Annotated in this window: 25 protein-coding genes; 9 read left to right on the top strand and 16 right to left on the bottom strand. The window is 35.2% G+C overall.

Translation table 11 applies throughout. The features are described 5' to 3' along the window. Positions 1 to 23: 23 nt before the first annotated feature. Positions 24 to 674 carry a recombinase family protein gene (locus BM227_RS01820; protein WP_092910551.1) on the bottom strand — a complete coding sequence of 217 codons (651 nt, stop codon included), beginning with the start codon at positions 672 to 674 and terminating at the stop codon, positions 24 to 26. Between the two features lie 199 nt (positions 675 to 873). Between BM227_RS01820 and moaC the strand changes: the two genes are divergently transcribed. The 3 genes from moaC to BM227_RS01805 are packed head-to-tail and all read left to right on the top strand — an operon-like array spanning position 874 to position 2,671. After that, positions 874 to 1,308 carry a cyclic pyranopterin monophosphate synthase MoaC gene (moaC, locus tag BM227_RS01815; RefSeq protein ID WP_092910650.1) on the top strand — a complete coding sequence of 145 codons (435 nt, stop codon included), beginning with the start codon at positions 874 to 876 and terminating at the stop codon, positions 1,306 to 1,308. Then, positions 1,286 to 1,555, top strand: a complete 270-nt coding sequence (locus BM227_RS01810; RefSeq protein ID WP_092910548.1) for an HP0495 family protein — start codon at positions 1,286 to 1,288, stop codon at positions 1,553 to 1,555. The genes moaC and BM227_RS01810 overlap by 23 nt, the downstream gene beginning before the upstream one ends. Positions 1,556 to 1,564: 9 nt before the next feature. Next, complete coding sequence (locus tag BM227_RS01805; RefSeq protein ID WP_092910545.1) at positions 1,565 to 2,671, top strand: DUF6781 family protein; 1,107 nt, start codon at positions 1,565 to 1,567, stop codon at positions 2,669 to 2,671. Positions 2,672 to 2,740: 69 nt separating this feature from the next. On the opposite strand, the gene BM227_RS01800 is transcribed toward BM227_RS01805, so the two are convergent. Genes BM227_RS01800 through pseB form a run of 12 tightly spaced genes read right to left on the bottom strand, consistent with a single transcriptional unit; the run spans position 2,741 to position 14,392 of the window. Then, positions 2,741 to 4,012 (bottom strand): DUF4910 domain-containing protein, encoded by a 1,272-nt coding sequence (locus tag BM227_RS01800; protein ID WP_245756994.1) that lies wholly within the window; start codon positions 4,010 to 4,012, stop codon positions 2,741 to 2,743. After that, on the bottom strand, positions 4,002 to 5,267 hold the full coding sequence (locus BM227_RS01795) for an AAC(3) family N-acetyltransferase (RefSeq protein WP_092910541.1): 1,266 nt from the start codon (positions 5,265 to 5,267) through the stop codon (positions 4,002 to 4,004). Before BM227_RS01795 ends, BM227_RS01800 begins: the two co-directional genes overlap by 11 nt. Further along, the gene (locus BM227_RS01790; protein WP_092910538.1) at positions 5,264 to 5,506 is read right to left on the bottom strand and encodes an acyl carrier protein; all 243 of its coding nucleotides are present in this window, start codon (positions 5,504 to 5,506) and stop codon (positions 5,264 to 5,266) included. Before BM227_RS01790 ends, BM227_RS01795 begins: the two co-directional genes overlap by 4 nt. Next, positions 5,493 to 6,557 (bottom strand): Gfo/Idh/MocA family protein, encoded by a 1,065-nt coding sequence (locus BM227_RS01785; RefSeq protein ID WP_177201944.1) that lies wholly within the window; start codon positions 6,555 to 6,557, stop codon positions 5,493 to 5,495. The genes BM227_RS01790 and BM227_RS01785 overlap by 14 nt, the downstream gene beginning before the upstream one ends. Beyond that, on the bottom strand, positions 6,550 to 7,590 hold the full coding sequence (locus tag BM227_RS01780) for an FkbM family methyltransferase (protein WP_092910531.1): 1,041 nt from the start codon (positions 7,588 to 7,590) through the stop codon (positions 6,550 to 6,552). Before BM227_RS01780 ends, BM227_RS01785 begins: the two co-directional genes overlap by 8 nt. Beyond that, positions 7,587 to 9,017, bottom strand: coding sequence for a class I adenylate-forming enzyme family protein (locus BM227_RS01775; protein WP_092910529.1), 1,431 nt, complete (start codon positions 9,015 to 9,017; stop codon positions 7,587 to 7,589). Before BM227_RS01775 ends, BM227_RS01780 begins: the two co-directional genes overlap by 4 nt. Beyond that, on the bottom strand, positions 8,999 to 10,036 hold the full coding sequence (pseI, locus tag BM227_RS01770) for a pseudaminic acid synthase (RefSeq protein ID WP_092910526.1): 1,038 nt from the start codon (positions 10,034 to 10,036) through the stop codon (positions 8,999 to 9,001). Before pseI ends, BM227_RS01775 begins: the two co-directional genes overlap by 19 nt. After that, the gene (locus tag BM227_RS01765; protein WP_092910524.1) at positions 10,023 to 10,664 is read right to left on the bottom strand and encodes a formyltransferase family protein; all 642 of its coding nucleotides are present in this window, start codon (positions 10,662 to 10,664) and stop codon (positions 10,023 to 10,025) included. The genes pseI and BM227_RS01765 overlap by 14 nt, the downstream gene beginning before the upstream one ends. Continuing rightward, a complete protein-coding gene (pseG, locus tag BM227_RS01760) occupies positions 10,661 to 11,575 on the bottom strand; it encodes a UDP-2,4-diacetamido-2,4,6-trideoxy-beta-L-altropyranose hydrolase (RefSeq protein WP_092910521.1) in 915 nt (304 codons plus the stop codon). Before pseG ends, BM227_RS01765 begins: the two co-directional genes overlap by 4 nt. Beyond that, the gene (pseF, locus tag BM227_RS01755; RefSeq protein ID WP_092910519.1) at positions 11,572 to 12,273 is read right to left on the bottom strand and encodes a pseudaminic acid cytidylyltransferase; all 702 of its coding nucleotides are present in this window, start codon (positions 12,271 to 12,273) and stop codon (positions 11,572 to 11,574) included. The genes pseG and pseF overlap by 4 nt, the downstream gene beginning before the upstream one ends. After that, the gene (gene pseC / locus BM227_RS01750) at positions 12,266 to 13,396 is read right to left on the bottom strand and encodes a UDP-4-amino-4,6-dideoxy-N-acetyl-beta-L-altrosamine transaminase (protein WP_092910516.1); all 1,131 of its coding nucleotides are present in this window, start codon (positions 13,394 to 13,396) and stop codon (positions 12,266 to 12,268) included. Before pseC ends, pseF begins: the two co-directional genes overlap by 8 nt. Further along, a complete protein-coding gene (gene pseB / locus BM227_RS01745) occupies positions 13,397 to 14,392 on the bottom strand; it encodes a UDP-N-acetylglucosamine 4,6-dehydratase (inverting) (protein ID WP_092910513.1) in 996 nt (331 codons plus the stop codon). A gap of 75 nt (positions 14,393 to 14,467) precedes the next feature. Here pseB and BM227_RS01740 point away from each other — a divergent pair, with 75 nt between their 5' ends. From BM227_RS01740 to asnB, 4 genes are read left to right on the top strand one after another with little or no spacing between them, the layout of a single operon-like run. Continuing rightward, on the top strand, positions 14,468 to 15,043 hold the full coding sequence (locus BM227_RS01740) for a class I SAM-dependent methyltransferase (RefSeq protein ID WP_092910511.1): 576 nt from the start codon (positions 14,468 to 14,470) through the stop codon (positions 15,041 to 15,043). A 55-nt stretch (positions 15,044 to 15,098) separates the two neighbouring features. Further along, entirely contained in the window at positions 15,099 to 15,332 is a 234-nt protein-coding gene (locus BM227_RS01735) for an AbrB/MazE/SpoVT family DNA-binding domain-containing protein (protein ID WP_092910509.1), read from the top strand. Continuing rightward, positions 15,319 to 15,666 carry an endoribonuclease MazF gene (mazF, locus tag BM227_RS01730; protein WP_092910506.1) on the top strand — a complete coding sequence of 116 codons (348 nt, stop codon included), beginning with the start codon at positions 15,319 to 15,321 and terminating at the stop codon, positions 15,664 to 15,666. Before BM227_RS01735 ends, mazF begins: the two co-directional genes overlap by 14 nt. Before the next feature lie 11 nt (positions 15,667 to 15,677). Continuing rightward, a complete protein-coding gene (gene asnB / locus BM227_RS01725; protein WP_177201943.1) occupies positions 15,678 to 17,453 on the top strand; it encodes an asparagine synthase (glutamine-hydrolyzing) in 1,776 nt (591 codons plus the stop codon). Positions 17,454 to 17,457: 4 nt separating this feature from the next. Here the strand turns inward: asnB and BM227_RS01720 are convergent, their stop codons facing one another. Then, on the bottom strand, positions 17,458 to 17,922 hold the full coding sequence (locus tag BM227_RS01720; RefSeq protein WP_092910499.1) for a c-type cytochrome: 465 nt from the start codon (positions 17,920 to 17,922) through the stop codon (positions 17,458 to 17,460). Next, positions 17,919 to 18,485 (bottom strand): dCTP deaminase, encoded by a 567-nt coding sequence (gene dcd / locus BM227_RS01715; protein WP_092910495.1) that lies wholly within the window; start codon positions 18,483 to 18,485, stop codon positions 17,919 to 17,921. The genes BM227_RS01720 and dcd overlap by 4 nt, the downstream gene beginning before the upstream one ends. A gap of 65 nt (positions 18,486 to 18,550) precedes the next feature. Here dcd and accB point away from each other — a divergent pair, with 65 nt between their 5' ends. Beyond that, positions 18,551 to 19,006 (top strand): acetyl-CoA carboxylase biotin carboxyl carrier protein, encoded by a 456-nt coding sequence (gene accB / locus BM227_RS01710; RefSeq protein ID WP_092910492.1) that lies wholly within the window; start codon positions 18,551 to 18,553, stop codon positions 19,004 to 19,006. 4 nt (positions 19,007 to 19,010) lie between these two features. Further along, positions 19,011 to 20,348 carry an acetyl-CoA carboxylase biotin carboxylase subunit gene (locus BM227_RS01705; protein WP_092910489.1) on the top strand — a complete coding sequence of 446 codons (1,338 nt, stop codon included), beginning with the start codon at positions 19,011 to 19,013 and terminating at the stop codon, positions 20,346 to 20,348. A gap of 39 nt (positions 20,349 to 20,387) precedes the next feature. On the opposite strand, the gene BM227_RS01700 is transcribed toward BM227_RS01705, so the two are convergent. Further along, positions 20,388 to 21,149 carry a DUF481 domain-containing protein gene (locus tag BM227_RS01700; protein WP_092910486.1) on the bottom strand — a complete coding sequence of 254 codons (762 nt, stop codon included), beginning with the start codon at positions 21,147 to 21,149 and terminating at the stop codon, positions 20,388 to 20,390. Positions 21,150 to 21,153: the final 4 nt, after the last annotated feature.

Raw genomic sequence — 21,153 nt, 5'->3', positions numbered from 1 at the left:
AGTTGACTCCTTTTAATTTAATTTTAACTTTTCTGTTCAAATGGACATATTAACATTTCATCGCTTATAATATCTGTTTGCAAAGGTTTTCCTATTGCAACAAATGTATTATCAATCAGTTCTTTTAGAGAACGTGACTCTATGTAATCTTTTAATGAACTTCTACTGACATTAAGTTCACGAGCAATAGCACTCACACTTAAACCATCTTTAAGCAGCTGTATAATTTTAGGCTGTAAAGCATCAAATTTTGAGCGTGATTTACTCCCTTTTGGTCTCCCAACACTAACTCTTTTCTCTTCTATTTCCTCCCTCTCTTCATTTAAAAGTGGTAAAACCTGTCCTAATTGCGTCTCTTTGGTAATCAGTATTCCCTGACTAACAATATGAAGGTTTATTTTTCGACTTATGGTGCAACATATTATTTTTATGATTTCATCAACTCTATTACTTAGAGTCCAAATTTCATTAACAATAAGATTATCACCCTCTTTTATTGAATGCATAAACTCTTCAAACTGTTTTCGCTCTTCAATCGGACGGTTTTTACTGGAGTGTTCAACAACCTCTTTGTCTATCTCCAGACCATTTGCCAAAGCATAACCAATGACATCTTTTTGCTGCAGTGTTAGACTTTTGGTTCCAGGTACCTGTCTAAGATATGCGTATGTCATAATCCTCCCGAATATTTTTTATAATCATACACTATAATGACGAAAATAGTCAATTAAATTTTTATTAAATCGTCAAAAAATGTCATAATTTCGTCACAAATAGTAATAAGTAATAAATTTATGCTAAAATTTAAATTAAAAAGGACTAGCAAAAGTGGACTTAAACTTAACACATCTTGATGAAAACGATCGTCCTAAAATGGTTGATGTAGGCTCAAAAGAACCAACCAAACGTGTAGCCGTAGCAAGTGGTATTATTAAAATGAGCCAAGAAGCATTCAATACTGTGGTTAATAATAAAGCAAAAAAGGGTCCTGTATTGCAAACTGCTGTTATTGCTGCAATACAAGGAACAAAAAAGACACCTGAACTCATCCCTATGTGTCACCCTCTTCTGCTTACTGGTATCGATTGTGATATAGAAGAGTTACCTGAGTTACCAGGGTTTAAGCTTTATGTCACAGCGAAACTAAACGGTAAAACTGGTGTAGAAATGGAAGCACTCACCGGTGTAAGCATTGGTCTTTTGACAATTTATGATATGGTAAAAGCTATTGACAAGGGAATGCAGATTTTAAATATACAACTCGAATCCAAAGAAGGAGGAAAAAGTGGTAATTATCAACGACAGTGATAAAAAAGTTGAAATAACCTATCCTTGTGAATGGAAATATAAAGTAATTGGTGAAGATAAAGATAAAATAGAAGAAGCAGTCAAATATGTTATGGGAGAGCGTCCACATACACTTGACTTTTCTAAAACATCTAACAAAGGCTCATACCACAGCTATGAACTTTGTACACTTGTTCACAATGAAGATGATCGTACAGAACTTTTCCGTCAATTAAAAAAACATGATGACGTAAAAATGGTACTATAAGGGAAAAAAATGGAACTTGAATTAAAAAGCTTTTATGATAAAGCAGTTGAAAATGGTAAAAGCAGTGATGATGCAATAAAAGAGGCAATAGAAAAATCTATAGAAAGCTATGTTCATTTGCATCGTGGTATATCTGTTCAAAACCTCAGCGAACAGGTATCTTCTGCACTATATAAAGAGCTTTCACTACTTGGTAAAAAAGATGAAGCACTTTTAAAATATGCATTTGAAATACTCATAGATACAGTCCAAAAGCCAAAAGAGAAAGAGATTGAGAGGCTAATTATTGAAATAGATCGTCTGCAAAGACATTTAAGCACAGAAGAGGAAGAGTTACAACGTACTCTACGTGCTCTATTTGCCGGTATTGAACGCAGTGCAGCTAGACTTGATCCTAACGAACGGGAGCTATGGCAAGAGGCATTAGAAAATACAGAGCTTGAACATGTAGAAGGGTTAGGTATCTTAAATGAAACAGTTGAAGCTGCTCTGATCGCAGCATATGAAGAGGCTGAAGAGATAGAGAGTGCCATTAGAGAAGTTATACGACAAATTACTCATAAAGCATTAAGTGAAGGATTGCTTAGTGCCGCTCGTGTTCGTGCAATCCTTACAACTATTTTAATGAAAGCATCTGAACTTGCAGAAGCAACACCAACCAATGCAAAAGATATTATTCATGGAACAGTTTATGGTATAAATGATGCTCTTATCTCTACTGTCAAACAGTTAAAAGAGCAGTTGAATTTTGCACCTGAAGAGATTAAAACAAGTCACGTAGCAAACTGGGAAGAGTTAATTAAAATGCTCTCTAGAAGTGATGAGCTTTATAAAGAGATCATAGATGATGTAGCTTCCAAAAACTCCACCTTTGTAAGTGAAATACTAACTCAAAGCGCAAATGTTATAGGTGATAATTTTGCCGAATTAAAACGCATTAGCAATGAAACAATAGAGCTCGCAAAGAAAAAATTAACCCTGCTTGCAAAAGAAGCAGCAATCAAAGGTGCAGAGATTAAAGAGCAGTTAACCAGTGAAGCAAAAAAATTAGGTACAAAAGCTTGGAAAAAAGCTATTAAAATGGCAGAAGCTTATAAAAATAAAATAGATAAATAGCTCTTTAGCTACAAGTTAGCCGCAAGGCAGCTTGTTAGCTCTTTTCATTTATGAATAAGCTATTTTTACTCATAAAATAAGCCCATAATTTTTAAATTTTTTTACAATTGGAATAAGAATATAGGCACTTACATTTATAATGTTGGCTATATCTATTAAATCATTTGCACCATCTGCATATGCTAGGAAATTTCGATATAAAAAGGCTTCACTATAGTCTGTATGGTTTGTTGTCATAGATGGGTAAAGTCCTCTTTTGCCTAGTTGTGGTTCTCCTATGGTTGTTGTTTTAAAATAGAAGTTATTTTCTAAAATATCGATCATCTTTGTATAAATATCAAAGCTACCTTCTAAACCTTTTGGAGTTACTAGCTCAAGATTATCAAGAGATGTATGGTACTCTGGAAATTCGGCATACTTTGTTCTCATTATGCTACAAACCGGAAGGTCAACACCCGGAGCACAGTATTGACGCTCATCACTTCCTCTTTTTAAAAAAGAGTACTCTTTAAATGCATCGACTTCATATTTCAAAACATTCACAGCTACTTTGTCAGCTAATGTATTTGCATATCTTGATGAAAGGTATGAATAGTTTCTGTCATCTCCAACGCAGGTTAAAATGAAACCGGCTTTTACTCTTTTCTTGAGATGATCTAAATGACGGCTAAGGTATATTAGTGAACCTATGGTTTCTGGTGCAAAAACAAAGCGGTAGGTATATCGCCTTTTTTCTAAAGATTTAACATATTTTGCTAAAAATGTGGCTAGAACTGGACCGGAGAGTTCATTATTTGCCATTGAAGGGTGGCAAATGTATGTAGAGAAAAATATTTCATCTTCACTCTCTCCTGGAATTACTAAGTCTGCATAGTTTAAAACCCCTTTTTTTAGTTCACTCTTTATAACTACTTTGTATTTACCAGGTTTTAGGTTTTGACGCTCTTTGTGTGATATGCAAAACCCCCATCTTGGTGTATAGTAGCTTGTAACGTAAGGTATGGCTTCTGGTAGTTCAGGCTGTGAGTAGAGATATTCTTGCAACTCTTCTAGCTCTAATTCAAGTTCTTGTGGTGTAGAGTATTGCACTATGTGTAGATTGTTGACGCTGTAGTCACAAATTTTCTCACCATCTGGTGTAATGATGTAAGCCTCTTTACAGTTCCACTCATCAGGTACTGTCCAATCAAAAACCTCTGTTCCACTCTTTATACTGTGAACTTTTAATTCAGGGTTCTCTCTTTGTAAAATCTTTAGAGTCTCTCTTACTCCATCTCCGCTTAGAGATCTGTTTATGGGGAAAAGCTCTTTGCAGAGATTATGCATTTGATTACCAATCATCATTACTCTTTAAATATATGGTACGTTTCAGTGATTTTCCATTTACTAAGTGAGTAATATCCTCAAGTTTTTCAAGGTAAGCGTAGTATCTGTCACCTTTTCTTGCTATTTTTACTACACCTTTTCCAAACTCGCTTTTTATGGAAATTTTATATCTATCTGCCGGTAACTCTTGTTTTTTTACAAACCCCCAGTCACGATTGAAAAAAAAGTTTTTCAACTCCTTGTGTGAGTGGGCTAACAACTCTTTAATACTAAGCTCTTTTTCAATACTCAAAGAGTGTATCATAGGGGTTATATTGATGCAACTATTTTCATTTTCGCTTAATGTAGCTCTGCTTACCCCCCAACGTTCTGGAACAAGAAAATTTCCAAGCCACTCACCTGTTTGCATTTCAAAAACTTCATCAAATCCATTTAGTTCAATATCTTTATATTTTACCCTTCTCTTCTCTTTTTCAATGACATTACAAGCCGGCCCTTTTGCAAGGTAAAAAGGATTGTATTGTAGTTTTTTCATTACAAAGTCAAAGTACTCTTTTGTATCAGCAGCATAAACTCTTGCTCTTCCAAGTGGCGCATATTTCCAAATTCCAGCTTTTTCAGCCTCTCTTCCTGCAATATGCGCATATGGGTAGGACTCCTCTCCAACAAATCTTACACTATAGATCCAAGGGGTAAAAAATTTTTCATTCTCAGTCTGAATATAACCCCAAAAAAGTTTGTCATAACGATGAGGTACTTTTGCCAGATAATCTGCATAATGGATGAATGGTGTCCAGTTTGGTCCTAACCCTATGCTACAGCATTTGCTTTTTGGAAAAGTTACAAACTTTTCAAAAAATGAGTTTTCACCGTAAGATATGTTTGAGATCTCATCTATCAACTCTTTGCAGTTTTTACCAATACAAACTACAGACATAAATGGGTCTAAACTTCTTACAGCATCTTTTTGTTTACGTACAAATTCAGGAAAAGGACCGATTTCAGCTTTGGTTTTCTCTACGTCAAAAACAGCTGGATTACTTGCTGTACTTTTACCAAACGTATATGAGTATGTAGGAACAATGATGTTGCCTTCGCTTAGCACTTCACGTATAGCATCTAGAAAGAGTTCATTCAGTGCATCTTGGCTCTTAATGTTTGATGGAGGCAGACCAACCATACCAAGAGAGGTAGAGAAAAAGACTGTATCATCTTTCTCTAATCCAGCCTCTAAAAGAGCGTTAATAATGTCATCTCTACTATATCTCATAACTCTTTCTTAGTTTCTATAATTTTTATAACACCTTCAATTGTTCTAAACTCTTCACTCTCTGTATCTTCAGGTAGAAGTGATATGCCAAACTCATCTTCTATTGCCATTATAAATTGAATGATTGCGAAGGAATCTAAATGGTTATCAAGATATCGATATTTTAAAAATGTATTATCATCCATCTCAATTGGTTTTATCTCATTTAGATAGTTCCTTAGAAAATCAATAGGCTTCAATCCACTCTCCTCTTTTGTAGCTTTGCATTGCAGATTCAAAAAATTTCAAATTATCGATCGTATGGTCAAGCCCAAAAACATAAGGGTTTTTACCATTTTCGTAAAATGAAGCTATGTCTATATAAAGATTTGCAAATGCTTCTATAAATCCAGCCGGATGTCCCGGTGTCATTCTGTTGTACTTTCTTTTTCCTGCTTCCAATAGATCGCAACTGCGGTTGATTATCTCTTTTTTACCATTATTGTAAGCTATAGTTAACTCTTCAGGGTTCTCTTGTGTCCATTTTGCACCAGCTTTTTCACCGTAAATCTCTATGCTAAGAGCATTGGCATTGCCTAAAGCTGTTTTACTTATCCAAAAGCTTCCTTTAGTGGAGTTTTCATAGCTAAACCATATCTTCATATCATCAACAACATCATATTTGGAAAATTTACTAACTTCTGTAAAAACTCTGTTTGGATTAATTTGAAGCAAAAAGTATGCCAAATTATAAACATGAACACCTAGATCTAGTGCTATTGTAGGAATTTTCCCATCTTGCAAACGCCATTTTTGCGGATATTTGATACTTTTTGGAGGTCTAAAAAATGACTCTTGAGGCATATTTACTATAATATTTTTAACTACTCCAAACTTTTGTTGTTCGATCAATGCTCTAAGCTCTCTAACCATCGGGTAGCCATTGTAGTTATGCGTTACAACTATAAATCTATTTTCATAAAGCTTTTTTATCTCTTCAGCTTCTTGCAGGTTTGATACCAGCGGTTTGTCACATATTACTCCAACATTATATTTTGAGAGCTCCAATAGATTTTGGTAGTGCATAGGCGTAGGCGTAAGTAAAACAACTATGTCAACCTCTTTGCACATCTCTTCCAAAGTGTCAAACTGTTTTACTTTATAAATTTCAGCACTCTCTTTTGAGCGTAAACTATTGTGGCTGAAGATTCCCCCGACTACTTCAAAACAGTTATCCATTTGTGATGCTATAAAGTGTACCGGTCCTGCGATGCTGTCATAACCACCGCCTAAAAATCCAAGTTTAATCACGATTTTTCCTTATACAGTAAAAGACAGTTTCTATTGCCAGATGAGCATGTACTCGAATATAAAAATCATAGTTAGGGTTTAATTCATTAATTAATAGAGGTAATTCCCATAAATCTTCAGGCTTGTGATAAAGAGAAATTGCTAGATTTGGAGTAAAATCTCTGATAATATTTTTTGCACCACAAAGAGCCTCTTTTTCAGCACCCTCTACATCCATCTTTATGTAGTTTGGTTTAAAACTATATACTGTTTCATCTAAACTTGTAACCGGTACAGATACATCACCATCTTTACTAATAGCCGAACCACTGCCAGATAGAGAAAACTTTAAAATCTTAGTTTCAGAGTAAACTCCCATTGGTATAACAACAGTATCAATATTTGGAAATTTTTTTATATTTTTCTGCAAAGTATTCAAATTGTTTGGATCAGGTTCAAATGAAACAACGCTAACTTTTTTGCTTTTTTGTACATTATTATTAATTAATTCAATAGTATCTCCAGTAAATGCTCCACAATCTATAAAACGAAGTTCATCAGTTTCAGGAATTACAGGCACATCTTTTGGAAAGTATTGTTCACTAAGTTTGGAGTTTGGGTATGGATAATACTCCATATTGAAACTTTTTCTAAACTCTACAATTTTGTTAAATATTTCCAAGCTTTCACTATCTTTTAATAGTTTTAAAACTTTATCTAGTTTTTCATCAATCAAACTCTTGGTTTCATCAAGCCATAAAAACCTTTTTTTTCTAAAAACAGAGAAAATTTCTGGAAACTCTTTTAGAGTCTCTGTAAAACTTTTAACTTCAAAACCTTCTGTTTTTAATAACTTTACGATTTCATCATCATGGAAGTGTACGGAGTTATAAACAGTAGCGGTTGGAGCATTTTCCGGTCTAAAAATCTGTTTACCGTATAATTCATCAGATGTAGTATATGCATCTATAAAAAAATCTATGCCTATCTTTTTATCTAAAATTTTAAAAAAGTAACGACCAAACTGACCGGCTCCATAAATAGCTTTTTTCATAATAGCCCTTTTAATCTTCTTCCCAAATCAAGGTTTTTATACTTTTCTTTTAGTTTAAATTTTTGCAGTTTGCCCAGACTGTTTTTTGGTAAAGCATCTACTCTATCGTAAAATAAGGGTTGTTGATAAGACAATAACTTCTCTTTTGCTACACTTCTAATATCGGCAATTTTTGCAGTACCGGTAAATACAGCAATAACAGCCTCTCCAAAGTAGCTGTCCTCTATACCAATAACTGCTACCTCATCCACTCCGTCAACCTCTTTTATAACCTTTTCAATGTCCATAGGATAAACGCTAATACCGCCGGTTTTAATCATCTCTTTTTTCCTGCCGGTATAGTAGAGAAATCCATCTTTTAATACTCCAAGATCCCCCGTTTTAAAGTAACCATCTTCAAAACTTTCATGTGTGATTTCTAGCAGTTCGTAGTACTCTTTAAATTTCCAAGGCGATTTAACTGCAATTTCTCCAATTCCCTGCTCATTTGGATCTAAAATTTTGATCTCAATACCATCCATAGGCTTTCCGACAGATTCAAGATGTTCATTCAAATCTTTTGGGGCTAACTCTGTTACACAGCCAACTTCGCTTGTTCCATAACATTCGTGAATATCAAAATAGTTTAATAGTCTGTTTTTGACTTCTGGTTTTATGGCATAAGAAGAAGAGACCATCTTTTTTATAGAACTTACATTATATTGATCAATGAAATCTACTATACTCTCTAATTGATTTGATACGGAAAAAGAGAATGTTGCACGTGTTAGCTCTATAGTCTCAAGGTATTTAGCAGGTGAAAAACGGTCCATCAGCACTACAGTTGCTCCAAGAGTAAGCCCAAGCAGTACGCCGCGTTGTGCTAGTGAATGGTGCATTGGTGTAGACACTAAAATAGTATCACTGCTATCTAATCCATAAGTTTTACAAGCTATCTCTATGCGTTTCAATTTTATTGACTGGGTTAAGACTATTGGCTTTGGTTCGCTTGTAGAGCCTGAAGTTGAGACTATTATGTAGTTATTGTCTATATCGTCATTTAAAATATCTGTTAGCGGTGGTTTTCTTTCTAAAATTTCAAGTTTTTTAATATCTTTAAAAGAGTGGTCACCTATAAAGAAATCAATAGAGTTTTTTTTAAAAAGGTGTTCAAGTTGAGAGGAACTCATAGTTGCCGGAAAAGGAACAAGGACTGCTCCAGTTTGTGCCGCAGATATGAGCAGTGCTGCAAACTCTATGGAGTTTTCCAGTAAAACTGCTATGTGGACATTTTTAGCATCTTTTATGTTTGCTGAAATTTGACAAACCATTTTTGATAGATCGCCATAGCTTATGGCATTGTCATTAAATATTAGAGCCGTTTTTTTAGGATTTTTTTGGACATTGTGAAAAAATAGTTTGGCTATACTCATTGCAGATGTTCCCATTTGAGTGCTGTTCCTTTTTCTAAATCTAAACGAAACCTTTTTCCAAGAATATCTTTGAAATATTTTGGGTGCAGTCCGAACCCTGGTCTTACAGAGCGTACATTTTTTGAAGTAACTATATTGCCAACTTTTACATCTTCAGCTATATAAAGGCTTCTTGCAAACTGTCTGCTTTTTTTCTTTTTGTCTGTCATAGAGTAGTCAACTTTTCCTAACAGTTTTTCTGTATCTCTTACAGCCTTTACCATTTGGGCAAACTCTTTTTTATCAAGAGAAAAGTCAGCATCCGGTCCGCCTATACTTTTATCAAGTATAAAATGTTTTTCTATTACTTTAGCTCCAAGTGTTACGGCGGCTATTGGAGCGGTTATTCCTAAAGTATGATCTGAAAAACCGGCTATTACTCCAAAAGTCTCTGCAAGGTTTGGAATTGTTCTTAAGTTTGCATCTTCAAGTGGAGCAGGGTAGGCACTGGTACACTTTAGAAGCACAATGTCATTGTTTCCTTCGCTTTTACAGATATCAACGGCATCCTGAATCTCATCAATCGTAGCTATACCTGTAGAGATGATCATAGGTCGTCCTTTTGATGCCGCATAACGAATAAGTTCATAGTCAGTAATTTCAAATGATGCTATCTTATAGGCACTTGGTTCAAACTGCTCTAAAAAATCGACTGCACTTTTATCAAAAGGTGATGAGAAGATATCGATCCCTATTTTTCTTCCATAATCAAAAAGCTCTTTATGCCACTCCCAAGGGGTATATGCTTTTTTGTACAACTCATACATAGTTTTACCATCCCAAAGGGTTCCACCTTTGATAATGAAATCTTTTTTATTACAGTCAAGTGTCAATGTATCAGCTGTATAAGTTTGTAACTTGATTGCATTGGCACCAACTTCTTTTGCTGCTTTAATTGTGTCTACAGCATTTTGTAAACTACCATTATGATTTGCACTAAGCTCTGCGATGATAAATGTCTTATTGCCATTAAGATCAAAATTACCTATTTTCACTGTCAGCCTTTTCGATTTTTAAAATATATCTATGACCATCTATTTCAAAAAAAGCGGGATATTCGGTATTATTGACAATACGGAGTAAATTAAATTGTTCTCTAATTGTTTTATCAATATCTAAACGACTATCTTTTGCTGTTCTTTTAGGATAAAAGGATTCCTCACCAATTTGAGGTTTTGGTGTCTTGTATTTTTCATAATTATTTAAAAATTCAAGGCACATTTCTATAGTAAAATTGGCTTGTTTTTTACGAAGCTCTTCATTTAGCTCAAATCCATCAAGCTGTAACGTCTTTTTCATATATACATCACCATCATCTACACCTGTACTTGCCTCAAACATAGTAAAAGGGATCTCATTTTTTCCTTCTAATATCTGCCAGAACATTGGTGCCCATCCTTTTCCTTTTGGTAGATCGCTTGCATGGATTACAATATTGTGACGATTTTTTTGTAAAATATTTTCAGGAATAATTTTATGGTAACTTAATATAAATAAAACATCAAATCCATCTTCTATTTCTGCATGACAAAAAAGTAATTTTGAATCTTTTATCTGTTTTGATAGTCGTTTGGCATAAGGTATAAACCATTGATTAGGTGAAGTTAAAATTCCAATCTTCATTTTATGCCTTTAATTACATTGGCTAAATATTTTTTTAAAATGGTATCTTCAAATTGACGTAATACAGCATAATTATTTTTTTCAAGGTATCTTGTCATTTCACGCTGATTGTCAGCTGTTTGAATGGCAATAAACGGCAACTCCATAAAAAAGACTTCATTAAGCGTTACGCTTGGAGTAACGATAGCAAGGTCGGATTTTGCCATAAGTTCAGCTATTTTGTCTGTATTTATATGAAGAGTTACATTGTTTTTAGAAGTGACGTACTCTTTTAGCTGCTCCAGATTTCTGTTTGATGTAGTGGTCACTACATTGAATTGTATATCGTCAAACTCTTCTAGTGCTTTGAGTATTTTGCTTGTTATATTACTGTGATCAGCACCGCCCATTGATATGAAGATGTTGAATGTTGAGTGTTGAATGTTGAATTTAGAAAGATTTTTCTTGGCTTCAATGAATTCATCTCTAAGTAGAGTATACTCTTTACCACATCTTAACTCACAATGATCTGGAACAAGGTCTTTGTAGCGGTTTGGATCCGCGTATATGTTATGATTTAGAAGTATGTCGCAGTAGTGTTTTTCATATGTGTCATCAAGTACCATAATCGTAACACCAGTTTTTTGCTTTAAAGCTTTTTCAAAAGTTTCATCTATCTCATAGTTGTCAATTATTACTATTTGAGCATTATATTTTTCAATCAGACCTATGAACTCTTCTAGAGAATTGGTTTTTAAACTTGCTAGTTCATAGCCGGCTTCTTCTATTTTGTAATTAATGTTCCCTGGTAGGTTTCGAGTAGCAAAAATGACTCTTTTATCTTTAAACTCTTTAGCCAAGACTAAGTCACGCATAATATGACCGGCACCAATTGTTGAAGAGCTGTCAGCACGGATTATTACTGATTTCATTGGATTTTTTCCATCTGTAAAATTTTGTATAACTTTTCAGCTCTTTCCCAATCTTCTAATGTATCAATGTCTTGTACTAAATGGCGTGGAAGTATGATAGGAATAGAGTCTTTACCAAATATCGGTTCATCAGATTTTTTGGAAAGCTTTTGCCAATAAAACTGTCCTGCATCCTGGTAAGCCTCTTCTAAATCTTGACTTCTTGCAGAGTAATATTCGGGAAAGAACATTTCACATCGACCATTTTTTGTAATTTTAAAAGTTCTTTGTATTGGGAAAGGCATAGAAGTAACTGAAAATGCATAAACAGCATCAGAGTGTTTCAGCTTTTCATATCCTTCTACTAAGTATTGTGCTTGCAGTAGTGGTGCTGTAGCATAAATTGTACAAACATAATCATACTTTTCACCTATGCTTTCAAGCCAACCAATAGCATGTTTTGTTACTTTGTCTGTTCCACTATAGTCATCTGCCAACTCTTTTGGACGCATAAATGGAACTTCTGCTCCATACTCTTTTGCAATTTTTGCTATCTCTTCATCATCTGTTGAGACGATTATTCGATCAAAAAGCTCTGATTGCTTTGCAGTTTCAATAGAGTAAGCAATTAGTGGTTTACCGTAAAAAGGTTTGATATTTTTTTTTGGAATTCGTTTACTTCCGCCTCTAGCAGGAATGATACATACCTTTTTACACATTCAGAGTCTCCAACAATTTGTTTATGACATACTCTTGGTTCTGTTCTGTAAGGGCTGGATATATCGGTAAAGAGAAGGCCTTTTTATAGTAGTTTTGCATTACTGGGTGTTTTTCATTTCCAAACCCTAGTTTACGATAGTATGGTTGTTTGTTTACTGGAATATAGTGCAGTTGAAGTCCAATACCCTGTTTTCTCATCTGCTTAAATAGCTCTTCTTTTGTTATGTTTAATCGATCAAACTCTACTAAAACCACATACAGATGGTAAGATGATCTATCATTTAATGGGTATAAAGGTTTGATAAAATCACTATTTTTAAAAGCTTTGTCATATCTGGAAGCTATTTTACGTCTTTTTGCAGTGAATTCATCTAACCTTTTTAGTTGCGACAGTGCAAGAGCACACTGAATATCTGTAATTCTGTAATTAAATCCAAGTTCTTGCATCTCATACTCCCAAGGAGCCATATTTTTCTCTTTTACCATACCGTGATTTCGCAAAATTTTAAGTTTTTCATAGAGTTTAAAATCATTGGTAGTAATGGCACCGCCTTCACCTGCTGTTATAGGTTTTACCGGATGAAATGAGAATATAGATAGATCACTGTTTGTGCAACTACCAGTTTTGATTCCATTATACTCTGCCCCCAAACTATGCGCGCAATCTTCTAGTATCAAAATACCATATTCGCTTTTTAGTCTTTCAAGCTTTTCTTTCTCTACTGGATTGCCTGAAAAGTGTACGGCATACAACGCTTTTATGCTATTGTCTTTTTTTAGTGCCTCTTCACACAGATCAAGATCAATATTTCCATTCTCTTGAATATCTATAAATATTGGTTTAGCACCAGCATAAAGTATGGAGTTTGCAGTAGCAAGAAATGTATTTGGTGTAGTTAAAACTTTATCACCAGGATTTAGAAGAGAGAGTGATGCCAAATGTAAAGCAGCTGTACCGTTTGAGACAGCAACAGCATATTTAGAACCGCAATAGTTTGCTAACGCCTTTTCAAACTCTTCTATTTTAGGACCAGTAGTTAAAAAATCTGCTTTTAAAACTTCAACTACTGCTTTTATGTCATCTTCATCAATGCTTTGTTTGCCATAAGGTATAAAACTCATTTACAAATATTCCTTTGCAAGTTCTAAAAACTCTTCATGCGTTAACCATTCACTGTTATTGCCTGAGTTATACTCAAATCCCTGTTTTACAGGCTTACCCTTTTCGCCAAGGCGGTTTGTAGAAAAGTCTGCCTTATCTGCAAACTGAATTGTTGGCTGAATGACATAGTGGTCTTCAAACTCCAGTGTCAAATGGCTGTCATCTGCCGGACACATGATTTCGTGAAGTTTTTCACCAGGTCTTATGCCTATGATTTTTTGCGGTAGATTTGGAGCCATCGCCTTAGCTAATTCTGTTATCTTCATAGAAGGAATTTTTGGAACAAATATCTCGCCGCCTTGCATTCTTTCAAAGTTTTTAAGCACGAAATTAACACCTTGTTCAAGCGTAATCATAAAACGCGTCATATCTGGGTGGGTAATAGGCAGCTCTTTTGCTCCCTCTTTGATGAGTTTTGAAAAGAATGGTACAACTGATCCTCTGCTTCCAATTACATTGCCGTATCTGACAACACTGAACTGAATATCTTGTTCACCTTTTATATTGTTTGCAGCAACAAAAAGCTTATCACTGGCAAGTTTTGTAGCTCCATACAGATTTATAGGGTTTGCAGCTTTGTCTGTTGATAGAGCAATTACCTTTTTAACTCCATTTGCAAGAGCTGCATCAATGACATTTTGAGCACCGTTTATATTGGTCTTTATACACTCCATAGGGTTATATTCAGCAATAGGCACATGTTTTAGTGCGGCAGCGTGTATGACATAGTCTACACCATTCATAGCTTTAATGAGTCGCTCTTTATCTCTTACATCTCCAATGAAGTAGCGCATACAAGGGTGATTAAACTCTTGTGCCATTTCAAACTGTTTAAGTTCATCGCGTGAATAGATAATAATCTTTTTTGGAGTATACTTTTGTAAAAGAATCTTGGTATATTTTTTACCAAAACTTCCGGTACCGCCGGTAATAAGTATGCTTTTATCGCTAAACATATCAGCCCTTCTTGGATAACAGAGTAGGTTTTTAAGAGATACAAGCAAATATCGTACCTAAAAGGAAAATTATTAATGGCTCGAATAGATCAAATACGTTTCTATGAAAATGCCATAAAAAGATATGGAAAAACTGCTAAAGGAGTAGCTTGGATTGATGAAGTTCGTCAAAAGAAGAGATTCAATGCACTTTTAAAGCCAATAAAGAGTATTAAAGAGATTACACTAGTAGATGCAGGATGTGGTTTTGGAGATCTTTACCTTTATATGAAAGAGCATAATCTTTTGCCAAAAAAATATATTGGAATAGATGCTTTGGATGTGATGGTAGAAGAGGCTAAGAATAGAACAGGGCAAACCATTTTAAAGTGTGATCTTTTAAAGAGTCCATTGCCAGAAGCTGACTGGTATGTAGCAAGCGGTTCGTTAAATCTTTTAACACGTTTTGAGACACTTTTAGCAATTAAAAGATGTTTTGATGTAGCAAATAAAGGAATTGTATTTAATCTTTTAAAGGGTAAAGATAGAAGTAAAACATATAACTACTGGATGCCTGATGAAATTAGTAAATCTTGTCGTAAGTTGGGAGATGTGAAGATCATAGAGGGCTATTTAGACGGCGATTTTACAGTTGTTATAAGAAGAGTTTGACAATGCTAAAAATTGCTAGTATTATTTTGTATATACATTTAAAAAAGGGTGGTATATGACAGTAGCATTGAAAAAGTGGGGAAACTCTCTTGCACTACGCATACCTAAAGATGTAGCTAAAACTCTTTGTATAGATGATAATTCTACCCTAGAACTTAAAGTTGAGAGTGGCAAGATTGTACTTGAGCCTAAAAGTAATACTTTATTAGAGAAACTTGTATCTCAAATTAACTCTGATAACTTACATAAAGAGATAGATACAGGCAAGGTAGGCAATGAAGAGTGGTAGTTATATTCCTGATAGAGGAGATATTGTTTGGTTAAATTTTACACCACAAGCAGGACACGAACAAAAAGGTAAGAGACCAGCTTTAGTAATATCTCCAAAAATCTATAATGAAAAGACTTCTTTATGTATCTGTGTGCCGATAACTTCTAAAGTAAAAGGTTACCCTTTTGAAGTAAGCTTGCCCAAAAAATTACCTATAGAAGGGGTTATTTTGTCTGATCAAGTAAAAAACCTTGATTTTATGGCAAGAGATGTAACTTTTATATGTAAATTACCAAACAGTGTAGTACAAAAGGTTCAAAAAAATATATTAGCACTTGTTGGAGACTTTTAGAAGGAATTTATGTGTGTGGAATATTTGGAATCATAGGCAAGTATGACAAAACCAAAGCAAAAAAAGCTTACGAAACTCTTTCTCATCGTGGACCAGACAGTTGTGGAGTGGTAGCCAAAGATAATCTTTTTTTAGGTCATTATCGTTTAAGCATTATAGATCCTTTGCCTGAAGCCAATCAGCCTATGCAAATCGATAATACAACCATCTTGATGAATGGTGAAATCTATAATTACCGTGAACTAAAGAGCAAGCTTGACACAGCTTTTAAAACCCAAAGCGATACAGAAGTTGCAGTAGCTGCATTTAAGCAGTGGGGTGAAAAGATGCCAAAACATCTTCGTGGAATGTATGCCATAGCAATCATAGAGGATGGTTTAGTGCATCTATTTCGTGATCCTTTTGGCAAAAAACCACTCTATTATGCAAAAATGGAAGATAGCTTTATATTTGCTTCTGAAATAAAGGCTATCCTTGCAATGTACCCTCAAATTAAATGGTCTAGAGATAGCATAACTTCCTATCTTTCATATCAATCCACAATCAGTCCAAATACATTTTTTAAAGAGATTCATCAATTAGAACCAGGTAGCTATCTTAAGTATGATGGCAAAGAGATTTATGTTAGTGTTGATGAGGAAGATATCTTTACATATGGAAGTGATAAATTAGATATTGATCAGCTTGAAAAACTCTTAATAGAGAGTATCAGATACAGGCTGGTAAGTGATGTAACCATCGGTGCACTTTTAAGCGGAGGTGTTGACAGTTCACTTGTTGCGGCATTGGCTTGTAAGCTTTCAAAAGATCCTCTTCCGACATTTACAGTAGGGTATAAAGGTTTTGAAAAGTATGATGAACGCAAGTTTGCTGAAATAGTTGCAAATCATATTGGAAGTGATCATCACTCATTTGAGATGGGAATGGATGACTTTTTGGAATCTAGCGAAGAGTTAATTTCGCATATGGATGAACCATTTGGCGACCCAGCGGCTATACCTCTTTGGTTTTTAACCAAAAAGATAAAAGAGCAGGGTGTTAAAGTAATTCTTAGCGGTGATGGAGCAGATGAACTCTTTTTTGGATATCGTCCATATTATGAGATGATCGACATTGAAAAGGCAAGAGATTTAAAATATAAAAACTGGCTGCGTAACTACTTTAGAAGCAATTACAGCCCAAACAGAGAGTGGGAGTGGTATAAACGCATTTTTGATGACTCAATTCTTTTTAGATCTTCAGCAGAACTATTTACAGATTTACAGCAAAACAGGCTTTTAAAGCAAAATGTAAAAGATGATCAGTCTCTTTTGTGGATAGAGCATTATGCTAAACGATCCAAAGAGGTGACTGGTCCCTGGTGGTATAGCTATATAGATATTAAAGTTCAACTTGGAGAGGTTTTTTTAAAAAAGCTAGATAGAGTTAGTATGGCACATGGTATAGAGGCAAGAAGTCCTTTTATGGACAGAGTGCTTGTTCAAAAACTCTTTTCTTGCGATCCTAAATGGCGAATTGGTGAAAAACCAAAATGGCTTTTAAAAAAGGTAGCAAAACGATACTTACCTATAGAGATAATAGAGCGAAAGAAAAAAGGATTTTCCTATCCTTTTATAGAGTGGCTAACTGCTGCTGGAGAGTTGGATAAGCTAAAACAAATTAATGCAAAACTGAAGCTTTTTGACAGTGAAGCTCTAAAATTTATGATAGAAAAATCAAAAAAGGGACGTTTTAAACACCACCTTTATGCGGTTTGGTTTCTTTGCCGGTGGATTGAAAAGCATTAGTTTTTCAGCGGCGTTCTATGCCAAGAAGAGTTTCTCTTGTAAGATCAGGAAATGTGCCGTGAATACCTTTGCCATCTTCGCCGTGGCACCCTCCGCAGTTGCTTATGTAGAATGTGTGTCCCTCTTTAACCCATTCTGGATGTGTTGGTTGTTTGCCAGAGAGTGTTACGACATAAGCTGCTATCTTTTTGGCAGCATCTTTGTCGGCAAAACCTGCTTGCATATCTCCATATGCAAATCCAAGTTTTTGAGATGAGCCGTTATTTATGACATCCTCTATATAGGATTCTAGATACTTTACTGAATGTATATCTTCAATCTTTTCTTTACTATTTTGGTGTAAATGTTTCTCTTTTTTATGGTCAATATGATTAAGGTTGCTTTGTGTAGTATGCAAGCGTGATCGGTTGATGAGGAATGCGACAGTAGCAAATAATATGATGAAAATTAGGATGAGGTTCTGTTTCACTCCCCATCCAAAATACGAGGCAGTGTAATGCCTGTTTGTGCTTGATATTTTCCTGATTTGTCTTTATAGCTTACTTCACACATCTCATCACCTTCAAAGAAGAGAACTTGTGCTATACCTTCATTAGCATATATTTTTGCCGGAAGAGGGGTGGTGTTTGATATCTCTATCGTGATGTGGCCTTCAAATTCTGGCTCAAATGGAGTAACATTGACAATGATTCCACAGCGTGCATATGTGCTTTTGCCCAGACAGATTGCCAATACATTTCTTGGAATTCTAAAGTATTCAACAGTCCTTGCTAAAGCAAAAGAGTTTGGTGGTACTATGCAGACATCACCTTTAAAATCAACAACATTACGCTCATCAAAGTGTTTTGGATCAACCACTTCAGCATTAACATTGGTAAAGATTTTAAACTCATCACTTACACGAATATCATAACCGTAACTGCTGAGTCCGTAACTAACTACACCTTTACCTACCTGATCTTCACAAAATGGTTCGATCATCTTCTCTTTAAGCGCAATTTCTCGTATCCAGCTATCGCTTTTAAGACCCATCAATTATCCTCTAAATTAAATTGTGATATTATAGTACACCTTACTTTAATTTTTGGAGAATGTTAATGAATTTGAAAGAGATAAAAGAGCTTATAAAAGTATTTAATAGTAGTGATTTGAGTAAATTGAAAGTTGAAAATGGCGACTTTGGATTGACTCTCGAAAAGGGTGGTGTAGCAGTTGCAACAGCACCTGTGCAGGCTGCTCCTGTTCAGCAAGTTCAAGCTTCAGCTCCTGTTGAAGCACCTGTAGCAGAGGCTGAAAAGAAAGTTGCAGACAATGCTGACAAAATAACTTCACCTATGGTTGGAACATTTTATCGTGCACCATCTCCAGACTCACCTCCATTTGTAAATGTGGGAGATACTGTTAGAAAAGGGCAGACTCTCTGTATTTTAGAAGCAATGAAGATTATGAATGAGCTTGAAGCTGAGTTTGATTGCAAAATTCTTGATATTCTTGTTGAAGATGGTCAGCCAGTTGAGTATGATATGCCACTCTTTTTAGTAGAGAAGGTTTGAGCCTATGGCTGAAATCAAACGTATTCTAATCGCCAACAGAGGTGAGATTGCACTACGGGCTATCCGTACAATTAAAGAGATGGGTAAAGAGGCAGTTGCAGTCTACTCTACTGCCGATAAAGATGCATCATATCTTCATCTTGCAGATGCAACTATCTGTATAGGTGGACCAAAAAGTAGTGATAGTTATTTGAACATTCCAGCCATCATAGCTGCAGCTGAAGTTAGTGAATGTGATGCGATCTTTCCCGGTTACGGTTTTTTAAGTGAAAATCAGAGTTTTGTAGAAATCTGCCAATATCATAATATAAAATTTATTGGTCCAAGCGTTGAAGTTATGGCTCTTATGAGCGATAAATCAAAAGCAAAACAGGTTATGAAAGAGGCTGGCGTACCTGTTATTCCAGGAAGTGACGGTGCTGTTAAATCTGTTGATGAAGCAAAGAAACTTGCAAAAGAGATGGGATTTCCTGTCATTCTTAAAGCAGCAGCAGGTGGCGGTGGACGTGGTATGCGTGTTGTTGAAGATGAAAGCTACATCGAAAATGCTTTTTTAGCAGCTGAGAGTGAAGCTATTACTGCATTTGGCGATGGAACTATCTATATGGAAAAATTTATTGAAAATCCGCGCCACATAGAGGTACAAGTACTTGCTGACAGTCACGGAAATGCAGTACATATAGGTGAACGGGATTGCTCTATGCAGCGTCGTCACCAAAAACTCATTGAAGAGTCACCAGCTCTATTTTTAGATGACGAAACACGTGCCAGACTACACGAAGCAGCAGTAAAAGCAACCAAGCACATAGGTTATGAGAGTGCAGGAACATTTGAGTTTTTGGTTGACAAGCATAAAAACTTCTACTTTATGGAGATGAATACACGCTTGCAGGTAGAACACTGTGTCAGTGAAATGGTAAGCGGTATCGATATTATTGAATGGATGATCCGCATTGCTGAGGGTGAAAAACTTTTTGATCAAAGTGCTGTTTGCTTAAAAGGGCATGCTATTGAGTGTAGGATTACAGCAGAAGATCCTGTAAACTTTATGCCATGTCCTGGAAAGATCAATAAATGGATCGCTCCAGGAGGAAAAGATGTTCGCATAGACAGCCATGCACATGCAGGTTATATCATTCCTCAGCACTATGACTCTATGATAGGCAAAGTAATTGTTTGGGGTGAAGATCGTGATCGTGCCATTAAAAAGATGCGTCGTGCAATGGATGAATTTGAGATAGGCGGTGTAAAAACTGTAATCGATTTTCATCGCCGTATGATGAGAAACCCTGATTTTATAGAGAATCGTTTCGATACAAAATATTTAGAATCTCACCTTTAATAAAAAAGCCCGGAAATCATCCGGGCTTTTAAAATAGTCCTAAAATTTCCACATAAGAGCTGTTTTTTGCGTTACATCATAATTTTTAATATCTGAGAATTTTGGTGGTCTTGAGTCATAGTTGGCTTTAATGCTGACTACAAGATGAAAGTTTTTATATATTGGAAATTGTACTTCTGCCATAGATATAATAGTATAGTCAGAAAATTCATTAATACATGGCTGATAGTAAGCAAATGCATTAAAAGTAGCTTTAGACTCAAACTTTTTAGTATAAAAAAGATAAGTACTTAAGCGAATATTATCTTCATTAGGATCAATTTGCGGATTTTTATATCGAATAGTTTCAAGTAAAGTACCTAAGCTTATGTAACCTTTTCCATATTTTGAGCTTGAAAAGAAGCGGTAACGTGCATCTGCTCCTATGAGTGAACGATTTGAAAGGTCTTTAAACTTATCCTGCTCTGTCTGGATAAATGCTTCGCCATAAAGCTCAGGTGTTAACACATGCAAATAACGCATATGTGCAAATGAACTATTTTCTATCTCAGTATCATGTGCCTTTGCATAATTATATCCACCAAAAAACCATAGAGCATATGTGCTATTACTATCATATCGTATATCTGCATCTACTGTATACTCATTAGTTTCCACATTGCCACGTTTAGTAGATAAAGAGAAAGCCAGTGAACCAGTAGTACCTGGCTCTTCTCCAACTTCAATAGGTGTTACATTTATATAAGCAAAAAGAGGAACAGCTACAAGCAGTGGGGCAATAAAACGTGTTAACTTTATCATTTAC

This window comes from Hydrogenimonas thermophila (genome assembly GCF_900115615.1).
Lineage (GTDB): Bacteria > Campylobacterota > Campylobacteria > Campylobacterales > Hydrogenimonadaceae > Hydrogenimonas > Hydrogenimonas thermophila.
The sequence above is the reverse complement of the archived record's forward strand: the minus strand, read 5'-3'. Positions and strand labels throughout refer to the sequence as shown.

What these genes read in the sequence shown, in the direction of transcription:
- BM227_RS01705 (WP_092910489.1), top strand. Translation starts at nt 19,011, where the DNA reads ATGGCTGAAATCAAACGTATTCTAATCGCCAACAGAGGTGAGATTGCA.
- BM227_RS01805 (WP_092910545.1), top strand. Translation starts at nt 1,565, where the DNA reads ATGGAACTTGAATTAAAAAGCTTTTATGATAAAGCAGTTGAAAATGGT.
- BM227_RS01800 (WP_245756994.1), bottom strand. Translation starts at nt 4,012, where the DNA reads ATGATTGGTAATCAAATGCATAATCTCTGCAAAGAGCTTTTCCCCATA.
- BM227_RS01765 (WP_092910524.1), bottom strand. Translation starts at nt 10,664, where the DNA reads ATGAAGATTGGAATTTTAACTTCACCTAATCAATGGTTTATACCTTAT.
- mazF (WP_092910506.1), top strand. Translation starts at nt 15,319, where the DNA reads ATGAAGAGTGGTAGTTATATTCCTGATAGAGGAGATATTGTTTGGTTA.
- pseF (WP_092910519.1), bottom strand. Translation starts at nt 12,273, where the DNA reads ATGTGTAAAAAGGTATGTATCATTCCTGCTAGAGGCGGAAGTAAACGA.
- dcd (WP_092910495.1), bottom strand. Translation starts at nt 18,485, where the DNA reads ATGGGTCTTAAAAGCGATAGCTGGATACGAGAAATTGCGCTTAAAGAG.
- pseG (WP_092910521.1), bottom strand. Translation starts at nt 11,575, where the DNA reads ATGAAATCAGTAATAATCCGTGCTGACAGCTCTTCAACAATTGGTGCC.
- pseC (WP_092910516.1), bottom strand. Translation starts at nt 13,396, where the DNA reads ATGAGTTTTATACCTTATGGCAAACAAAGCATTGATGAAGATGACATA.
- BM227_RS01780 (WP_092910531.1), bottom strand. Translation starts at nt 7,590, where the DNA reads ATGAAAAAAGCTATTTATGGAGCCGGTCAGTTTGGTCGTTACTTTTTT.
- BM227_RS01795 (WP_092910541.1), bottom strand. Translation starts at nt 5,267, where the DNA reads ATGAGATATAGTAGAGATGACATTATTAACGCTCTTTTAGAGGCTGGA.
- accB (WP_092910492.1), top strand. Translation starts at nt 18,551, where the DNA reads ATGAATTTGAAAGAGATAAAAGAGCTTATAAAAGTATTTAATAGTAGT.
- BM227_RS01820 (WP_092910551.1), bottom strand. Translation starts at nt 674, where the DNA reads ATGACATACGCATATCTTAGACAGGTACCTGGAACCAAAAGTCTAACA.
- moaC (WP_092910650.1), top strand. Translation starts at nt 874, where the DNA reads ATGGTTGATGTAGGCTCAAAAGAACCAACCAAACGTGTAGCCGTAGCA.
- BM227_RS01700 (WP_092910486.1), bottom strand. Translation starts at nt 21,149, where the DNA reads ATGATAAAGTTAACACGTTTTATTGCCCCACTGCTTGTAGCTGTTCCT.
- BM227_RS01775 (WP_092910529.1), bottom strand. Translation starts at nt 9,017, where the DNA reads ATGGGAACATCTGCAATGAGTATAGCCAAACTATTTTTTCACAATGTC.
- pseB (WP_092910513.1), bottom strand. Translation starts at nt 14,392, where the DNA reads ATGTTTAGCGATAAAAGCATACTTATTACCGGCGGTACCGGAAGTTTT.
- BM227_RS01740 (WP_092910511.1), top strand. Translation starts at nt 14,468, where the DNA reads ATGGCTCGAATAGATCAAATACGTTTCTATGAAAATGCCATAAAAAGA.
- BM227_RS01735 (WP_092910509.1), top strand. Translation starts at nt 15,099, where the DNA reads ATGACAGTAGCATTGAAAAAGTGGGGAAACTCTCTTGCACTACGCATA.